Source organism: Pseudomonas carassii (assembly GCF_036324045.1).
Taxonomy (GTDB): domain Bacteria; phylum Pseudomonadota; class Gammaproteobacteria; order Pseudomonadales; family Pseudomonadaceae; genus Aquipseudomonas; species Aquipseudomonas peradeniyensis.
In genome coordinates, this window is record NZ_JAZDCT010000022.1 from 14321 (window position 1) to 31152 (window position 16832).

A 16832-nucleotide genomic window follows, 5' to 3' on the forward strand; every position below is an offset into this window, starting at 1 on the left:
TTACCTGTAGGAGCGGCCTTGTGCCGCGAAAGGGGCGCGCAGCGGCCCCTGCGCCCTCAAATCGGATACGCCTTCAAGCCACCTTCAGAAACCACTCTCACGCACCCCCAGCGCCGCCAGCCGACGCCAGGCGGCGCCCAGCAGCGACTCGCGGGCCCCGTCGAGCACCACCACCCCGCGCAGCGGCTGGCTCACGTCGGGCATCTCGGCCAACGGGCTCAGGCGTACGCCGTACTGGGCCTGCACCGGCTCCGCGCGCTGCTGCGCGTCACGCCGCACGGCCACCGGACCATGGCGATCGGACGCCAACGCCTCGAGCTCCAGCACCGCCACGCCGGTGGCATCGACCTGCTCGACGCGCACCGGCAACGCCGGTCGCGCCGGGTCATCGGCGATGAAGCGTCCCTCGCTGGCGACCGCCACGCGCCACAGATCGGCTTCGGCCAGGTAGCCCCGCAGGCGCAGGCCTGGCTCGACCACCCGGCCCAGGGTCTGTGCCGGGCTGACCCATTGCCCCGGGGCCAGATCGGTCGGCAGATCGCGCAGCATCCCCGCACGCGGCGCACGCAGTTGCAGGCGCTCACGCTGGGCCGCCAGCCCCCGATACTCGGCTACGGCCTCGGCCAGCTGCTGCTCGAGCACGCCGGCATCGCCCGCCGTTTCGCTGCGGCCGGCCTGACGCCGCAACAGCAGCTGCAGGATGTCGATCTCGCGACGCACGATGGACTGGCGCGACGTCAAATCGGGCGACTCCAGTTCCATCAGCAGTTCTCCCTGGGCGACCACCTGCCCCTCACGCACCGGCAGACGCTTCACCCGGGCCGCCACGGGCGCGTGCAAGGCACTGACCCGGGACGCCTCGAGCATCGCCGGCACGTCCACCGCGCCGCGCCAGGGCACCACCAGCACGGCCAGCAGCAGCGCCAACCCACCCGCTACCCGCAATGCCTTGCCCGGCGCCGCCTGGCCACGCCGTCGCCACCATTGCTGCAATTCCTTCCACACCGGCAGGCCGATGAACCACACCAGCTCCACCAGCATCAGGAAGATACCCAATACCTTGAAAAACAGGTGATACACCGCCAGGGCGATACCGAAGAACAACACCGCACGCCATAACCAGGCGCCAAAGCCCCAGACCAGCAACCGCTGACGCATCACCGGCGGCCAGGGTTCTGGAACCGGCTCGCCATAGCCAAACAGCGCCTCGCGCAGGCGCCAGCGACAGAGGGCGAAGGCGCGGTTCTGCAGGTTCTCGACACCCCAGAGGTCGCTGACCAGGAAATAGCCGTCAAAGCGCATGAACGGGTTGAGGTTGACCAGCAAGGTGGTGATCCAGGTGGCACTGGCCAGCATGAACGCCGCCGTGCGCGCCGGGCCGTCGGGCAACAGCGACCAGGCCAGCAGCGCCAGCACCGCCAGCAGCAGTTCGGCGAACACCCCACCGGCATCGATCAGCAGCCGCGAGCGACGCTCGCTGACCCGCCAGGCATCGCTCACATCGGTATAGAACATCGGTAACAGCACCATGAACGCCAGCCCCATGCTCTGCACCCGGCAACCGGCGCGCTTGGCCATGAAGGCATGGCCGAACTCGTGGCAGAGCTTGGCAAACCCCAGCGCCACGCCGAAGGCGAGGATGCCACCCAGGCTGAACAGGTGCGGGAAGGTGGCGATGAAGCGCGACCAGTCGCGCACCACCAGGAATATCCCCAGCGCCAGCACCAGCGGCAGGGCCACGCGCAACATCCAGCCGCCGTGCCGTTCGAGTACCGGCCAGGCACGATTGAGAAAAGCGTCCGGGCGCCACAACGGAATCCGGAAGAACAGGTACTGGTGCAGCACCCGCGTCCACAGGCTCTGCCGAGTAGCCGCGGCCTTGGTCGCATAGCTGTCGCGCTGGCGGGCGTCCTCGGCGCTGAGCAGGTCGTGCTGGCCGAGAAACAGCAACAGTTCTTCCAGCGCCTGCTGGTCGACGGCCAGGCCGGGCTCGGCGTTTGCGGCCGCCAGCACATGCTGCGGGTCGCCCAGGCGCCAATGCTGCAGCAAGCGCACGGCTACGGCGCCGAGCTTGAAGTAACGACCGCGCAACGGGTCGGCGAGGGTCCACTGGGGCGCGCCATCGTGCCCGGGCGCCGCCGCGGACAGTTGCAGGTCGGCCCGCAGCGGCGGCAGGTTCATAGCCCGAGCCCCTGGCGCAACGCCGCCAGTGGTCGACGCAGCAGGTAGTAGACCAGCGGTGCGCGCTCGCCATACAGCTTGGCGGTACCGCGCAGGCCGATCCGCGGGGGCGCCTCCTCGAAACCGGCGTCGAGCCGGTAGGCGAGCTGCCCGGCGGCAGTCGCCTGGGCCTCGTAGGCTGCCCGCTCCAGCCGAGCGCCATGGCGGTGCAGCGGATCGCTGTCGAGAAACAACGCCACCTCGGCACCGGGCTGCAAGGCGATGGCATCACCCACCGGCAGCTCCAGGCGCAACTCGGCCTGCTGCGGATCGGCCAGCTGCATCAGGCGCTCGCCAGTCTGCACCGGCTTGCCGGTCCAGCGCTCGGCATCGGCGAACACCGCGATCCCCGCACGCTCGGCGCGTATCTCGCTGCGTCCGAGGAGCTGGCGGGCGTAATCGAGCTCGGCGCGCTTCTGCTCCACACGGGCGGCCAGCAGATCGAGGCGTGCATTGGACTCGGCATCGCTGAAGGCACGCTGCGTGCTGGCCTTGAGCTCGGCCTCGGCCACGCCGAGGGCGCGCTCGGCGACATCGACCTGGGCCTTGAGCGTGGTCGCGTCGAAGCGCACCAGCACATCGCCGACGGCGACCGTCTGGTTGGGTTTGACCAGAAATTCGGCAATCACCCCATCAAGCGGCGCGGCGACCACCCTTCCCGCCCGTGGCACCACCTCGGCCGGTGCCAGCACCGACTGGCGCACCGGCACCAGCAATACCAGCAACAGAACTCCGACCACCGCCAGCAGACGCCGCCTTGGCCAGCGCAGGCGCCAGGGTCGGACCGGCTGCAGGGCCAGCCAGGCATGGCCGTAGGTATCCCCCAGCTGGATGAGCAAGGCCTGCTCGGCGGGGGTGAAGGCTTGATCGCGGGCCAGCCACAGGCCACCGAACACATCCCCCTTCCGGTCGAGCAACGGCAACCAATAGGCATGGGCGGCCGACAACGATTGCCAGTCGGTCAGGGCCTGGGCATCCAGCCTGGCCGGGTCCACCACGGCCGCCTGCCCAGCCAATCCAGCCTTCTGCAGGAGGCCGGCGGCATGCTCGACGAACGCCACGAACGGCGCATGGGGCTCCACCACGCTGATGCCGGTCAGCGCCTGAACCTTGCCGGCGATCAGCAGCGCGGCATGACGAAAGCCGAACAGCGCCTGGCCATCATTGACCATGCCATAGGCCAGTTGCTCGGTGCTGGCGGCCTGGCGCGCCTGGCGCTGCAAGCCGATAAAGTGGGCGAAGACATGCTCGGCCACACCTGCGGCGGCGGCGGTCATGGCTGCGGCGCGAAGTGGGCGGTACCGCTCATGCCGGCCAGCAGCCCCTGGCTGTCGCGGGGTAGCTCACCGATCAACAGCAAGGTCTGGCTGCCTTCATCGATCCGCGCGCCGACACGCTTGACCTGCGCCTGCAGCGGCCTACCGGTTTCATCCGGAACGAATTCGAACGGCTGCCCGGGCTTGAGCTGCCCCAGCCAGCGCGAGGGCACCAGCAGGTGGATCTCCAGGGAACGGTTGTCCACCACCTCGAGCAGCGGCGCACCGCTGGCCACGCTCTCATGGGGCTGAGCCCGGCGCTGCACCACCCGCCCGTCGAACGGCGCGCTGACCACGCAGCGCCGGACCTGTACCTGGTACACCTGGGCTTCGGCCTGGGCCTGGGCCTGCTTGGCCTCGGCCAGCGACACCTCGAACTGGCCGACCGACTTCAAGGCCGCCAGCTGGCGATTGTGATTGAGTTCCTCGCGGGCGGCACGCACGGCGGCCTGGGCGGCGTTGAGCTGGGCCTGGTAGGCACTGCAGTCGAAACGCGCCAGGGTGCTGCCCTGCTTGAAATCCTGGCCGTCGGCATAGGGCATCTCGACGATGCGCCCGGCCAGTTCACTGGACAGCACGGCCTGGTCACGGGCACGCAGCACGCCACGGGGGTTCTGGCCTGCGCTGCTGCTGGCGGAAGGCTCGAGCAAGGGGTCGGCAGGTGACTCGCCGGCATGCGCCAGCGGCAGGTGCAACAGACTCAGGGTCAAAGCCAGACGGAAACCGCGAAGCATGTTGCGCACTCCCTTGCGAGCTGGTTGCCGGGAGTGTAAGACAAAAAATGATGGCACGGATATATCACGCAGATGAACATCCGCGACACTCAAATCACACGAGTGTCCTGGTATCGCACACAGCACAAACCCCGGCAAATGCCGGGGCTTGTGCTTGAAGGGGTGGCCAAGTCCTTTTGGCCGACGGGACATTCCTTATTCGGACTTCAGACCATCAGCCGAGACGGCCTGAACACCCTTGATCTTCTTGGCGATGGCGACTGCCATGTCCTTCTGCGCGTCGGTAATGGCCACGTCCGAGGACAGGGACACTACGCCTTTGTTGGTTTCGACCTTGATGTCACTGCCTGGCACGCCTTTCTCGGTCATCAGGTCAGCCTTCACCTTGGTGGTGATCCAGGTGTCGGAAGTAGCTTCCTTGGCTTTGGTCACCTCACCGGCCGCCAGCGTCATCGGGGCCTGGGTGGACTGGGCAGCGAACGCCGCGTTAGCCATGGTCAGGGTCAGAGCGGTGGCAGTAGCGGCAGCAATGGCGAACTTCTTCATGTGGGTCACTCCTGTTTTTCGAAAGGTCTGCGCCGTGGTTCCTGGCGTCAGGTAGGAGTGATGTTGCAGGGCGTGTGCCAGCTTTTTGATTTTAATTTTTATCTTATAAATCAATTAGTTAATAACTAGCCACTACATGGCTGGTCGTGCATTTTGCAAGCCCGGGCAAAATCCTGCATGCAAGATGCAAGTCCACAAGACAAAGCCACAGGCATAAAAAAAGGACCCCGAAGGGTCCTTCCTTTCAGCCTGTGAAGGCTTAGACGCCCGATGCCTTGGCAGCGGCAACGTCCTTGATCGACAGCTTGATACGGCCGCGGTTGTCCACGTCCAGTACCAGTACTTCGACTTCCTGACCTTCCTTCAGTACGTCGGTGACTTTCTCGACGCGAGCATCGCTCAGCATGGAGATGTGCACCAGGCCATCCTTGCCCGGCAGGATGTTGACGAAGGCGCCGAAGTCGACGATGCGCTCGACCTTGCCGACGTAGATCTTGCCGATCTCGGCCTCGGCGGTGATGCCCAGGATGCGCTGTTTGGCAGCGTCCGCGGCTTCCTTGGTCTCGCCGAAGATCTTGATCGAGCCGTCGTCTTCGATGTCGATCGAAGCCTTGGTCTCTTCGCAGATGGCGCGGATGGTGGCGCCGCCCTTGCCGATGACGTCACGGATCTTGTCGGTGTCGATCTTCATCGCGATCATGGTCGGGGCGTTGGCCGACAGCTCGGTACGCGACTCGCCGATGATCTGGTTCATCTGGCCGAGGATGTTCAGGCGCGCTTCCAGGGCCTGGCCCAGGGCGATTTCCATGATCTCTTCGGTGATGCCGTTGATCTTGATGTCCATCTGCAGCGCGGTGACGCCCTTGGCGGTACCGGCTACCTTGAAGTCCATGTCGCCCAGGTGGTCTTCGTCACCCAGGATGTCGGTCAGGACGGCGAACTTGTCACCCTCCTTGACCAGGCCCATGGCGATACCGGCAACCGGCGCCTTCATCGGCACGCCGGCGTCCATCAGGGCCAGCGAGGCGCCGCAGACCGAAGCCATGGAGCTGGAACCGTTGGACTCGGTGATTTCCGACACAACGCGGATGGTGTACGGGAACACGTCGGCGGCCGGCAGCATGGCCTGGACCGAACGACGGGCCAGACGGCCGTGGCCGATTTCGCGACGACCGGCACCGCCCATGCGGCCACACTCGCCCACCGAGAACGGCGGGAAGTTGTAGTGCAGCATGAAGGGGTCTTTCTTCTCGCCTTCGAGGGTGTCCAGCAGCTGGGCGTCACGGGCAGTACCCAGGGTCGCGACGACCAGGGCCTGGGTTTCGCCGCGGGTGAACAGCGCCGAACCGTGGGTCTTCGGCAGAACGCCGACTTCGATGTTCAGCGGACGCACGGTCTTGGTGTCGCGACCGTCGATACGCGGCTTGCCGTTGACGATGTTTTCGCGAACGGTGCGGTATTCGATCTCACCGAAGATGTCTTTGACTTCGCCGGCCGAAGGCTGGCCTTCTTCACCGGAGAACTTGGCGACCGCCTGGTCGCGCAGCTCGCCCAGGCGGGCATAGCGGTCGGCCTTGACGGTGATGGTGTAGCCCTGAGAAACAGCTTCGCCGAATTCAGCGCGGATGGCGTTGAACAGCTCGGTGTTGGCAACGGCAGGTTTCCAGTCCCAGGTCGGCTTGGCAGCTTCGGCAGCCAGCTCTTTGACCGCTTTGATCACGGCCTGGAATTCATCGTGGGCGAACAGCACGGCGCCCAGCATCTGGTCTTCGGTCAGCTCCTGGGCTTCCGATTCGACCATCAGCACAGCGTCGGAGGTACCGGCAACGACCATGTCCAGGCTCGAGGCAGCCAGTTGCTCGTAAGTCGGGTTCAGCAGGTAGCCGGTGCTTTCGTGGAAAGCAACGCGGGCGGCGCCGATCGGGCCTTCGAACGGAATGCCGGAGATGGCCAGGGCAGCCGAGGTACCGATCATCGCGGCGATGTCCGGATCGGTCTTCTTGCTGGTGGAAACCACGGTGCAGACGACCTGGACTTCGTTCATGAAGCCTTCAGGGAACAGCGGGCGGATCGGACGGTCGATCAGGCGCGAGGTCAGGGTTTCCTTCTCGGAAGGACGGCCTTCACGCTTGAAGAAACCACCAGGGATCTTGCCGGCGGCGTAGGTCTTTTCCTGGTAGTGCACGGACAGCGGGAAGAAGCCCTTGCCCGGATCAGCCTGCTTGGCACCGACCACGGTCACCAGCACGGTGACATCGTTGTCGACGGTGACCAGCACGGCGCCGGTGGCCTGACGGGCAATGCGGCCCGTTTCGAGGGTTACGGTCGATTGACCGAACTGGAATTTCTTGATTACCGGGTTCACGGTTTCCTACCTTCTTCAGTGGCTCTTGGGGGAACTGGTTCTTGCGAATTCTTGGGCAGAACGGGGAATCGGCCCCATTGACCGTCCAGATACAACACGAGGCTGGGAGCCTGGCGCCGGGCGGATGAACCGCACGACGGACCAGGCTGCCAACCTCGCAGATCGCGTGGCGTGTCCAACGCCAGGGTTGCCGGGCAACCCTGCCGATGCATGCGACACGCCATGCAACACCACTGGCCAGGCCGCTATTAGCGACGCAGACCCAGGCGACCGATCAGGGCGCTGTAACGGGTGGTGTCTTTGCCCTTCAGGTAGTCCAGCAGCTTACGACGCTGGTTGACCATACGGATCAGACCACGACGGGAGTGGTGGTCTTTTTCGTTGGCCTTGAAGTGGCCTTGCAGCTTGTTGATGTTGGCGGTCAGCAGAGCAACCTGCACTTCCGGGCTACCGGTATCGCCGGCGGCTTGCTGGTAATCGGCAACGATCTGAGCTTTTTCTTCGACGCTGAGGGCCATTTGGCTTCTCCTGATAAACGGATCCCGCGAACGGTCTCCAATAGGCCAGGGACAAGTCCCCGTATTAATAAGAAGAGGTGTGACCGTGCCTAATAACAGCCACCCTCGTATCCACCGGTTTCAGCCGAAGCCCCTGCCGGTGGTTCCGGTCATTCCGACCGAATCAGTCGACGCGGCGCGATGCGCCCGTCTTCGCTCACTTCACCGATACCGATGAAGCGACCATTGTGATCCTGTACCCGGACCATGCCGAACTGCGGCGCGTCCGGCGCGCGTACCGCCTGGCCATGCAGCCAGTAGAACGCACTGTGCTCGGACAACTGCACCAGAGGCCAGTCCTGCAACCCGCTGTCCGAAGGCATGAGGAAGCGATCGAGCGCTTCGTTGCCGCCTTCGGCGTGAGCCTGTTCGAGTTCCTCGAGCGTCACGGTCTGTGCCAGCTCGAAGGGGCCCGCCTGGGTGCGGCGCAGCTCGGCGACGTAGGCTCCGCAGCCCAGCGCCTCACCGATATCCTCCACCAGGGTACGGATATAGGTGCCTTTGCTGCATCCAACCGACAGGCGCGCACGGGTGCCTTCACACTCGAGCAACTCCAAGCGGCCAATAGTAACAGAACGCGCCTCGCGCTCCACTACCTCTCCTGCACGTGCCAGCTTGTACAGTGGCTGGCCGTCGCGCTTGAGGGCCGAGTACATCGGCGGCACCTGGAGGATTTCACCCTTGAAACGCGGGATCACGGCCTCGATGTCGGCGCGACCAACGGTCACTTCGCGGGTCTGCAGGACTTCGCCTTCGGCGTCCGCGGTGGTGGTGGTCTGCCCCATCTGCATGACCGTCTCGTAGCCCTTGTCGGAATCGAGCAGGTACTGCGAGAACTTGGTCGCCTCGCCGAAGCACAGCGGCAGCACGCCGGTGGCCAGCGGGTCGAGGCTGCCGGTGTGGCCGGCCTTTTCCGCGTTGAGCAACCAGCGAACCTTCTGCAGCGCCGCGTTGGAGGTGAATCCCAGCGGCTTGTCGAGCAGGATGATGCCGCTGACGTTGCGGCGGATACGTTTGACCTGGGCCACCGCTTACTCCTTGGCGTCCAGCTCGTCGGCATCCTTGTGCAGGCGGTCTTCGGCCACCGCACGTTCGATCAGTGCCGACAGGTGGACACCACGGCTGACGCTCTCATCGAAGTGGAAGTGCAACTGCGGCACGCTGCGCAGCTGCATGACGCGGCCCAGATGCAGGCGCAGGAAGCTCGCGGCACTGGTCAGAGCCTTGAGGGTCTGCGGCACGGCGTCGGTGCCGTCCTGGCCCATCACGGTGATGAACACCTTGGCATGGCCCAGGTCACGGCTGACGTCGACGGCGGTGATGGTCACCAGACCGACACGCGGGTCTTTGACTTCACGGCGGATCAGCTCTGCCAGCTCACGCTGCATCTGATCACCGATACGTTGGGTACGGCTGTATTCTTTTGCCATTCTTGCTACCTGTAACGTAAAGCGGCAAACGCCCGGTCAGGCTGAAGCCTGACCGGGCGCTACCTTGTGAGGCGCCGCCAGCCGCCTTGCGACGGGGCCTGCGCCATGCTCGCCCCTTACAGGGTACGAGCCACCTGGACTTTCTCGAAGACTTCGATCTTGTCGCCGACCTTGACGTCGTTGTAGCTCTTGACGCCAATACCACACTCCATGCCGTTACGCACTTCGGAGGCATCGTCCTTGAAGCGACGCAGCGATTCCAGTTCGCCTTCGAAGATCACCACGTCATCGCGCAGTACGCGGATCGGACGGTTGCGGTACACGGTACCTTCGATGACCATACAGCCAGCGATGGCGCCGAACTTCGGCGAGCGGAACACATCGCGGACTTCGGCGACACCCAGGATGTTCTCGCGAACATCGCTGCCGAGCATGCCGGTCAGGGCCTTCTTGACGTCTTCGATGATGTCGTAGATCACGTTGTAGTAACGCATATCCAGACCTTCCTGCTCGACGATCTTGCGCGCACCGGCATCGGCACGCACGTTGAAGCCGAACAGCACCGCGTTCGAGGCCAGTGCCAGGTTGGCGTCGCTCTCGGTGATACCACCGACGCCGCCACCAATGACGCGTACCTGAACTTCGTCGTTGCCCAGGCTGCCGAGCGAACCCTGCAGCGCTTCGAGGGAACCACGCACATCGGTCTTGAGGACGATGTTGAGGGTCTTCTTCTCTTCCTGACCCATGGTCTCGAAGATGTTTTCCAGCTTGCCGGCGTGAGCACGGGCCAGCTTGACCTCGCGGAACTTGCCTTGACGGAACAGCGCAACTTCACGCGCTTTCTTCTCGTCAGCAACCACCGACATCTCTTCGCCAGCGTCCGGCGTACCGTCCAGGCCAAGGATCTCGACCGGGATCGACGGGCCGGCTTCCTTCACAGGCTTGCCGTTCTCGTCGAGCATGGCGCGCACGCGGCCATAGTTGGAGCCGACCAGGACCATGTCGCCCTGACGCAGGGTACCGTCCTGAACCAGGATGGTGGCCACCGGGCCACGGCCCTTGTCCAGGCGCGACTCGACCACGACACCACGACCAGGAGCGGTCGGAGTGGCCTTGAGTTCGAGGATCTCGGCCTGCAGCAGGACAGCTTCGAGCAGTTCGTCGACGCCGGTACCCATCTTCGCCGAAACCTTGACGAACGGCGTGTCACCACCCCAGTCCTCGGAGGTCACGCCTTCGACCGACAGCTCGTTACGGATGCGATCGAGGTCGGCACCCGGCTTGTCGATCTTGTTCACGGCGACAACCAGCGGAACGCCAGCCGCTTTCGCGTGCTGAACGGCTTCGCGGGTCTGCGGCATCACGCCGTCGTCCGCCGCCACCACCAGGATGACGATGTCGGTCGCCTTGGCACCACGGGCACGCATCTGGGTAAACGCAGCGTGGCCCGGGGTGTCGAGGAAGGTGACCATGCCACGGTCGGTTTCGACGTGGTAGGCACCGATGTGCTGGGTAATACCACCGGCTTCGCCAGCGGCCACCTTGGCACGACGGATGTAGTCGAGCAGCGAGGTCTTGCCGTGGTCGACGTGGCCCATGACGGTCACGACCGGAGCACGCGAGGTGGTCTCACCTTCGAACTTCAGCGATTCGGCCAGGGAGTCTTCCAGGGCAGTGTCGCTGACCAGGGTGACCTTGTGGCCCAGCTCTTCGGCAACCAGCTGAGCGGTTTCCTGGTCAAGCACCTGGTTGATGGTGACCGGGGTGCCCAGCTTGAACATGAACTTGACGACTTCAGCGGCCTTGACCGACATCTGTTGCGCCAGTTCCGAGACGGTAATGGTCTCGCCGATGGTCACGTCACGAATGACCGGACCGGTCGGGCTCTGGAAGCCGTGCGCATTGCGCTTCTTGCCCTTGCCCTTGCCACCGCGGCCACGACGGAAGCCATCGCTTTCTTCGTCGGTGGTGCGAGGTGCAGCGCGCGGAGTCGGAGCCTTTTCCTTCTCCTTGACCTTGACCTTGACCGACATGCGCGGCGCTTCGCCACGACCGGCCGCAGCCTGGCCACCACCGCGACGATCGTCATCACGGGTACGGCTTTCGTTGCGACGGGTCTCGTCTTTCTTGCGCTCGGCGGCACGGGCGGCGGCGTCTTCGGACACCGGCGCGTTGGCCACTACCGGGGCAGCAACCGGGGCAGGCTCGGCCTTCGGCGCTGGCGCGGCGGCCGGGGCCTCGGCAGCCTGACGGCGTGCCTGCTCCTCGTTGCGTTGGCGAACTTCGGCTTCAACCTTTTCGCGGGCGGCATTTTCAGCGGCGCGGCGTTCTTCCTGCTCACGCTTCTGCTCAGCCTGGATCTCTTCCGGGCTGCGCTGCACGAATACTTTCTTCTTGCGTACTTCTACGCTGATGCTCTTGCTACCGGCGACACGCAGAGTGCTGGTGGTCTTGCGCTGCAAGGTGATCTTGCGCGGCTCTTCCGCCTTGCTCTTGTGGCTGCTCTTCAAATGAGTCAGCAGGGTCTGCTTCTCATTGTCGGTCACTACCTGACCGGCGTCGGTGTGCGGCAGACCTGCCTCACGCATCTGCTGCAGCAGGCGCTCTACCGGTGCCTCGACCTCTTGGGCCAGTTCTTTCACCGTGACTTGCGTCATGCACTTCTCTCCTCAGGCCGCGCCTAATTACTCGAACCAGTGGGCTCGGGCGGCCATGATCAACTTGCCGGCACGCTCTTCGTCGATGCCGTCGATGTCGAGCAGGTCGTCAATCGACTGCTCGGCCAGGTCTTCGCGGTTAACCACGCCGCGCACCGCCAGTTCCGCCGCCAGGTCCTTGTCCATGCCCTCGAGGGAGAGCAGGTCTTCAGCCGGATGGGCGTCTGCCAGTTTTTCTTCGGTAGCGATGGCCTTGGTCAACAAACGGTCCTTGGCTCGAGCGCGGAGCTCATTGACGATATCCTCGTCAAAGCCATCGATGTTGAGCATTTCTTCCAACGGTACGTAGGCAATCTCTTCGAGGCTGGTGAAGCCTTCGTCGACCAGCACTTGTGCCAGCTCCTCGTCGACTTCCAGTTCCTCGATGAAGTTGCGCAGGATGTCGCCGGTCTCAGCCTGTTGCTTGGCCTGGATGTCCTTCTCGGTCATCACGTTCAGGGTCCAGGCAGTCAGCTGGCTGGCCAGGCGGACGTTCTGGCCGCCACGTCCGATGGCCTGTGCCAGGTTGTCCTCGGCCACGGCGATGTCCATTGCATGGGCATCTTCATCAACGATGATCGCGGCAACTTCTGCCGGCGACATGGCGTTGATGACGAACTGCGCCGGGTTCTCGTCCCACAGGACGATATCCACACGCTCGCCACCCAGCTCGCCGGATACGGCCTGGACGCGCGAACCACGCATGCCGATACAGGCGCCTTGCGGGTCGATGCGCTTGTCCTTGGAGCGGACGGCGATCTTGGCGCGCGACCCCGGATCACGGGAGGCGGCCATGACTTCGATGAGGCCTTCGGCGATTTCCGGCACTTCGATGCGGAACAGCTCGATCAGCATCTGCGGCGCGGTGCGCGACAGGATCAGCTGAGGGCCGCGGTTCTCGGTGCGGATTTCCTTGAGCAGCGCACGCAGGCGCACGCCGACACGGAAGGTCTCACGGGGAATGATGTCTTCGCGGGCCAGCAGCGCTTCGGCGTTGTTGCCCAGGTCGACGATGACGTTGTCGCGGGTAACTTTTTTGACGGTACCGGAGATGATCTCGCCCACGCGCTCGCGGTAAGCATCGACCACCTGGGCGCGCTCAGCTTCGCGAACCTTCTGCACGATGACTTGCTTGGCGGTTTGCGCAGCAATGCGACCGAATTCGATCGACTCGATCTTCTCTTCGATCACGTCGCCAACTTTGGCTTCAGGATGACTTTCCTGAATCTTTGCTGGCCAGACCTCGATTGCCGGATCATCCAGATCCGCTTCTTCGACGACCGTCCAGCGACGGAAGGTCTCGTAGCTACCGGTGTGGCGGTTGATTTCCACACGCAGGTCGACTTCGTCTTCAAAACGCTTTTTGGTTGCAGTAGCCAGGGCCACTTCCAGCGCTTCGAAAATGACGCCGGGCGGTACACCCTTTTCGTTGGATACCGATTCAACAACCAGCAGTACTTCTTTGCTCATCGTACGCCTCGCCTTGCGCAAGCCATTGGCCCCGGATCTTTCACCGGGCCCGGCACGTCTCAGTCAAAACTGGGAATAATATTGGCCTTGTCGATCGAGTCGATCGGCAACAGGAACTCGTGCTGGTCTACCTGCACCACCACATCCTGCTCCTCCACACCGCGGAGAAGGCCCTGGAAGTTACGACGGCCCTCGAAGGGCGTACGCAGCTTGATCTTCACCTGCTCGCCGGCATGCGCAGCAAACTGTTCTAAGGTGAACAGCGGGCGGTCCATGCCTGGAGAGGACACCTCGAGGGTATATTCAGAGCTGATCGGATCTTCCACATCGAGAATGGCGCTTGCCTGACGGCTGACGGCTTCGCAGTCGTCCACCAGGATCCCGTCTTCCTTGTCGATGTAGATACGCAGTACCGAATGCTTGCCTTGGGAGACGTATTCGATCCCCCAGCATTGGTAGCCCAGGCCCTCGACCACCGGGGCCAACAAGGCCTGCAACTGTTCTAGCTTGCTCGACACCTGAACCCCCTCGTGCATGCTGTGCAAATAAAAAATGGGCGAAGCGCCCATCCCTGAAAGCGCCGTTGGACAACGGCGCCGAAAACTGTTCGGCTAGCAAAAAGCCCCTGAAAAGGGGCTCTGCTGAAGCTGGTTGCGGGGGCTGGATTTGAACCAACGACCTTCGGGTTATGAGCCCGACGAGCTACCAAGCTGCTCCACCCCGCGACAAAGCTGGGGCGAAAGTATAAGACTGAACCCTTTGCTGGGTCAATCCGACCTCCACCTGCAAGAAAGCCCGCTAAAGCGGGCTCTCATGCTTCAATTGGTACCGAGAAGGGGACTCGAACCCCTACACCCTATGGGCACAACCACCTCAAGGTTGCGTGTCTACCAATTCCACCACCTCGGCAATACTACTTCTTGAAACCCGTTACTGCTGCTCTTTGGCTGGAGGAGGTACGTCACCAGAGTTGGTGGTTTCGCTCTTCTGCTGCTGGAGCACCGGTACATCATCATTGACTGCCGGCTTTGGCTCTTTGACTTCCAGCACTGCTGGATCTGGCAGACCAGCCTGAGTCAGCTGGTGAGCCTGCTGCTTGGCGAAGTATCCTAACCCAAGTGCAGTCAAAAAGAAAGTGGCAGCAAGTATAGCAGTAACTTTACTCAAAAAGGTAGCGGAACCTTGGCTTCCGAACACAGTATTTGAAGCACCTGCGCCGAAAGATGCACCGGCTTCCGCACCTTTACCCTGTTGCAGCAGCACCATTACAACCAGTGCCAACGCTGCCAACAGATGAAAAACAACTACGACTGTTTCCAGCATTTGTTCAGTTTCCTGCGGCGCGACAAATTGCACCGAATTCGTCTGCGTTCAGGGAAGCTCCACCAATGAGCCCCCCATCGATATCCGGCATGCCGAACAGTTCAGCCGCATTGGCCGCCTTCACGCTGCCGCCGTAGAGAAGTTGCACATTTCCTGCAACTTCGGCGTCCTTCGCCGCCAACTGCTTGCGGATGGCTGCATGCACATCCTGGGCTTGCTGTGGCGAGGCCGTCAAACCAGTACCAATGGCCCAAACAGGCTCATAGGCAATAACCGCATTGGCGAAAGCCTTGATACCGAACACGTCGATAACACTGCTTAGTTGACGCCCTACAACTTCGAGCGTCTCACCTGCCTCGCGCTCTGCAAGAGTTTCCCCTATACACAGCACTGGCGTCAAACCACTTTTCTGAGCAGCTGCAAACTTCTGATTCAGCACTTCGTCGCTTTCACCAATAATCTGGCGACGCTCGGAATGCCCAATCAATACATACTTGCAACCGACTTCAGCCAACTGACTCGGTGCAACTTCGCCGGTCAGTGCGCCTTGTTCAGGCTGTACCGCAGAATTCTGTGCTCCAACGATGATCCCCTTGCCTTTTAGCCCATCAACGACTTCGTTGATGAACAGGGCGGGCGGGAACACCGCGACTTCGATACCGTCGGGAATGAGCATTTCGCCCAAGCCCTGAGTCAGCTCAGCGACGCTGGCGCGGGTACCGTGCATCTTCCAGTTACCAGCTACCATGGGGCGACGCATGCTTTACCTCGTCGGTCAAAGTGGGCGCAGATCTTACCCAACCCGATCTGCGCTGGCAAGCCTCTTTCAGGCACAAACTTCTTCGACCAGCTTGGCCAGGGCCTCGGCATGGCCACGTACCTGGTTTTCGTCGTCGCCCTCGACCATCACCCGCACCAGCGGCTCGGTACCGGACTTGCGCAGCAGCACCCGCCCACGACCAGCCATGGCCTCGGTGGCCTTGGCGCTGGCTTCCTTGACCAGGGGGTTCTCCAGCGGGTCGCTCTTGCCGGCCGCGAAGCGCACGTTGATCAGCACCTGCGGGCATTTGCGCACGGCCTGGCGGGCCTGGGCGAGGTTTTCGCCACGGCGCTTGAGCGCCATCAGCACCTGCAGCGCGGCGATGATCGCATCACCGGTGGTGGTGTGACTGCCGCAGACGACATGACCGGAGTTTTCGCCACCCAGCAGCCACTCGCGCTCGAGCAGTTCGGCCATGACATAGCGGTCGCCCACCTTGGCCCGCACGAACGGGATATCCAGTTCCTTGAACGCCAGCTCCAGGCCCAGGTTGCTCATCAGGGTACCGACCACGCCGCCCTGCAGCTTGCCACGCTCCTGCATGTCGCGACCGATGATGAACAGCAGTTCGTCACCGTCGACGATGGCGCCGGTGTGATCGACCATCAGTACGCGGTCACCGTCGCCGTCGAAGGCGATACCGAGATCCGCATGCCCGACCAGGACCGCCGCCTGCAGCGACTCGATATGGGTCGAACCGCAGCCCTCGTTGATGTTCAGACCATCCGGGGCGGCGTGCAGCACGGTGACATCGGCACCCAGTTCACGGAACACGCTCGGCGCGACCTTGTAGGTGGCTCCATGGGCGCAGTCCACGACGACCTTCAGGCCTTCGAAGCTGGTGCTGCTGGGCACGCTGCTCTTGCAGAACTCGATGTAGCGTCCCGCCGCGTCATTGATGCGCGAGACCTTGCCCAGCTTGCCGGACTCGACGACATTCATCGGCTGGTCGAGCAGCTCCTCGATCATCAGCTCGACTTCGTCCGGCAGCTTGGTGCCAGCACCGGAGAAGAACTTGATGCCATTGTCGTCATGGGGGTTGTGCGAGGCGCTGATGACGATACCGGCCTCAGCATGGAAGGTGCGGGTCAGGTAGGCGATGGCCGGCGTCGGCATCGGGCCGAGCAGCATCACGTCGGCACCGGCGGCGGACAGCCCTGCCTCGAGCGCGGATTCGAACATGTAGCCGGAGATCCGCGTGTCCTTGCCCACCAGCACGCGGCAATTGCCCTGCTTGCGGAAAGCCATGCCGGCGGCCCAGCCGAGTTTCAGCATGAAGTCAGGAGTGATGGGGAATTGGCCTACGCGACCACGGATACCATCGGTACCAAAGTATTTTCTGCTCATAGTGACTC

Annotated in this window: 14 protein-coding genes and 2 tRNA genes; all 16 read right to left on the minus strand. The window is 63.1% G+C overall.

Going from position 1 to position 16832, the window contains the following annotated elements; translation table 11 throughout:
* Positions 1-84 precede the first annotated feature (84 nt).
* Positions 85-2181 (minus strand): HlyD family efflux transporter periplasmic adaptor subunit, encoded by a 2097-nt coding sequence (locus V0R62_RS16705; RefSeq protein WP_330104532.1) that lies wholly within the window; start codon positions 2179-2181, stop codon positions 85-87.
* The gene (locus V0R62_RS16710; protein ID WP_330104533.1) at positions 2178-3497 is read right to left on the minus strand and encodes an efflux RND transporter periplasmic adaptor subunit; all 1320 of its coding nucleotides are present in this window, start codon (positions 3495-3497) and stop codon (positions 2178-2180) included. Before V0R62_RS16710 ends, V0R62_RS16705 begins: the two co-directional genes overlap by 4 nt.
* The gene (locus V0R62_RS16715) at positions 3494-4270 is read right to left on the minus strand and encodes an efflux RND transporter periplasmic adaptor subunit (RefSeq protein ID WP_330104534.1); all 777 of its coding nucleotides are present in this window, start codon (positions 4268-4270) and stop codon (positions 3494-3496) included. The genes V0R62_RS16710 and V0R62_RS16715 overlap by 4 nt, the downstream gene beginning before the upstream one ends.
* A 195-nt stretch (positions 4271-4465) precedes the next feature.
* On the minus strand, positions 4466-4816 hold the full coding sequence (locus V0R62_RS16720; RefSeq protein ID WP_050706982.1) for a BON domain-containing protein: 351 nt from the start codon (positions 4814-4816) through the stop codon (positions 4466-4468).
* Between the two features lie 259 nt (positions 4817-5075).
* Positions 5076-7181, minus strand: a complete 2106-nt coding sequence (gene pnp, locus V0R62_RS16725; protein ID WP_050706983.1) for a polyribonucleotide nucleotidyltransferase — start codon at positions 7179-7181, stop codon at positions 5076-5078.
* 248 nt (positions 7182-7429) lie between these two features.
* Positions 7430-7699 carry a 30S ribosomal protein S15 gene (gene rpsO / locus V0R62_RS16730; protein ID WP_029613930.1) on the minus strand — a complete coding sequence of 90 codons (270 nt, stop codon included), beginning with the start codon at positions 7697-7699 and terminating at the stop codon, positions 7430-7432.
* Between the two features lie 149 nt (positions 7700-7848).
* A complete protein-coding gene (gene truB, locus V0R62_RS16735) occupies positions 7849-8766 on the minus strand; it encodes a tRNA pseudouridine(55) synthase TruB (RefSeq protein WP_330104535.1) in 918 nt (305 codons plus the stop codon).
* Positions 8767-8769: 3 nt separating this feature from the next.
* Positions 8770-9168, minus strand: coding sequence for a 30S ribosome-binding factor RbfA (rbfA, locus tag V0R62_RS16740; protein ID WP_050706985.1), 399 nt, complete (start codon positions 9166-9168; stop codon positions 8770-8772).
* A gap of 116 nt (positions 9169-9284) precedes the next feature.
* Positions 9285-11825 (minus strand): translation initiation factor IF-2, encoded by a 2541-nt coding sequence (infB, locus tag V0R62_RS16745; protein WP_050706986.1) that lies wholly within the window; start codon positions 11823-11825, stop codon positions 9285-9287.
* A gap of 27 nt (positions 11826-11852) precedes the next feature.
* Positions 11853-13334 (minus strand): transcription termination factor NusA, encoded by a 1482-nt coding sequence (gene nusA, locus V0R62_RS16750; protein WP_050706987.1) that lies wholly within the window; start codon positions 13332-13334, stop codon positions 11853-11855.
* A gap of 59 nt (positions 13335-13393) precedes the next feature.
* Entirely contained in the window at positions 13394-13852 is a 459-nt protein-coding gene (rimP, locus tag V0R62_RS16755; RefSeq protein ID WP_036986186.1) for a ribosome maturation factor RimP, read from the minus strand.
* A 130-nt stretch (positions 13853-13982) separates the two neighbouring features.
* Positions 13983-14059, minus strand: a tRNA-Met gene (locus V0R62_RS16760).
* 98 nt (positions 14060-14157) lie between these two features.
* A tRNA-Leu gene (locus V0R62_RS16765) sits at positions 14158-14243 on the minus strand.
* 21 nt (positions 14244-14264) lie between these two features.
* Positions 14265-14657, minus strand: coding sequence for a preprotein translocase subunit SecG (gene secG / locus V0R62_RS16770; RefSeq protein ID WP_028691255.1), 393 nt, complete (start codon positions 14655-14657; stop codon positions 14265-14267).
* Between the two features lie 4 nt (positions 14658-14661).
* Entirely contained in the window at positions 14662-15417 is a 756-nt protein-coding gene (gene tpiA, locus V0R62_RS16775) for a triose-phosphate isomerase (RefSeq protein ID WP_330104536.1), read from the minus strand.
* Between the two features lie 66 nt (positions 15418-15483).
* The gene (gene glmM / locus V0R62_RS16780; RefSeq protein ID WP_186732747.1) at positions 15484-16824 is read right to left on the minus strand and encodes a phosphoglucosamine mutase; all 1341 of its coding nucleotides are present in this window, start codon (positions 16822-16824) and stop codon (positions 15484-15486) included.
* Positions 16825-16832 lie beyond the last annotated feature (8 nt).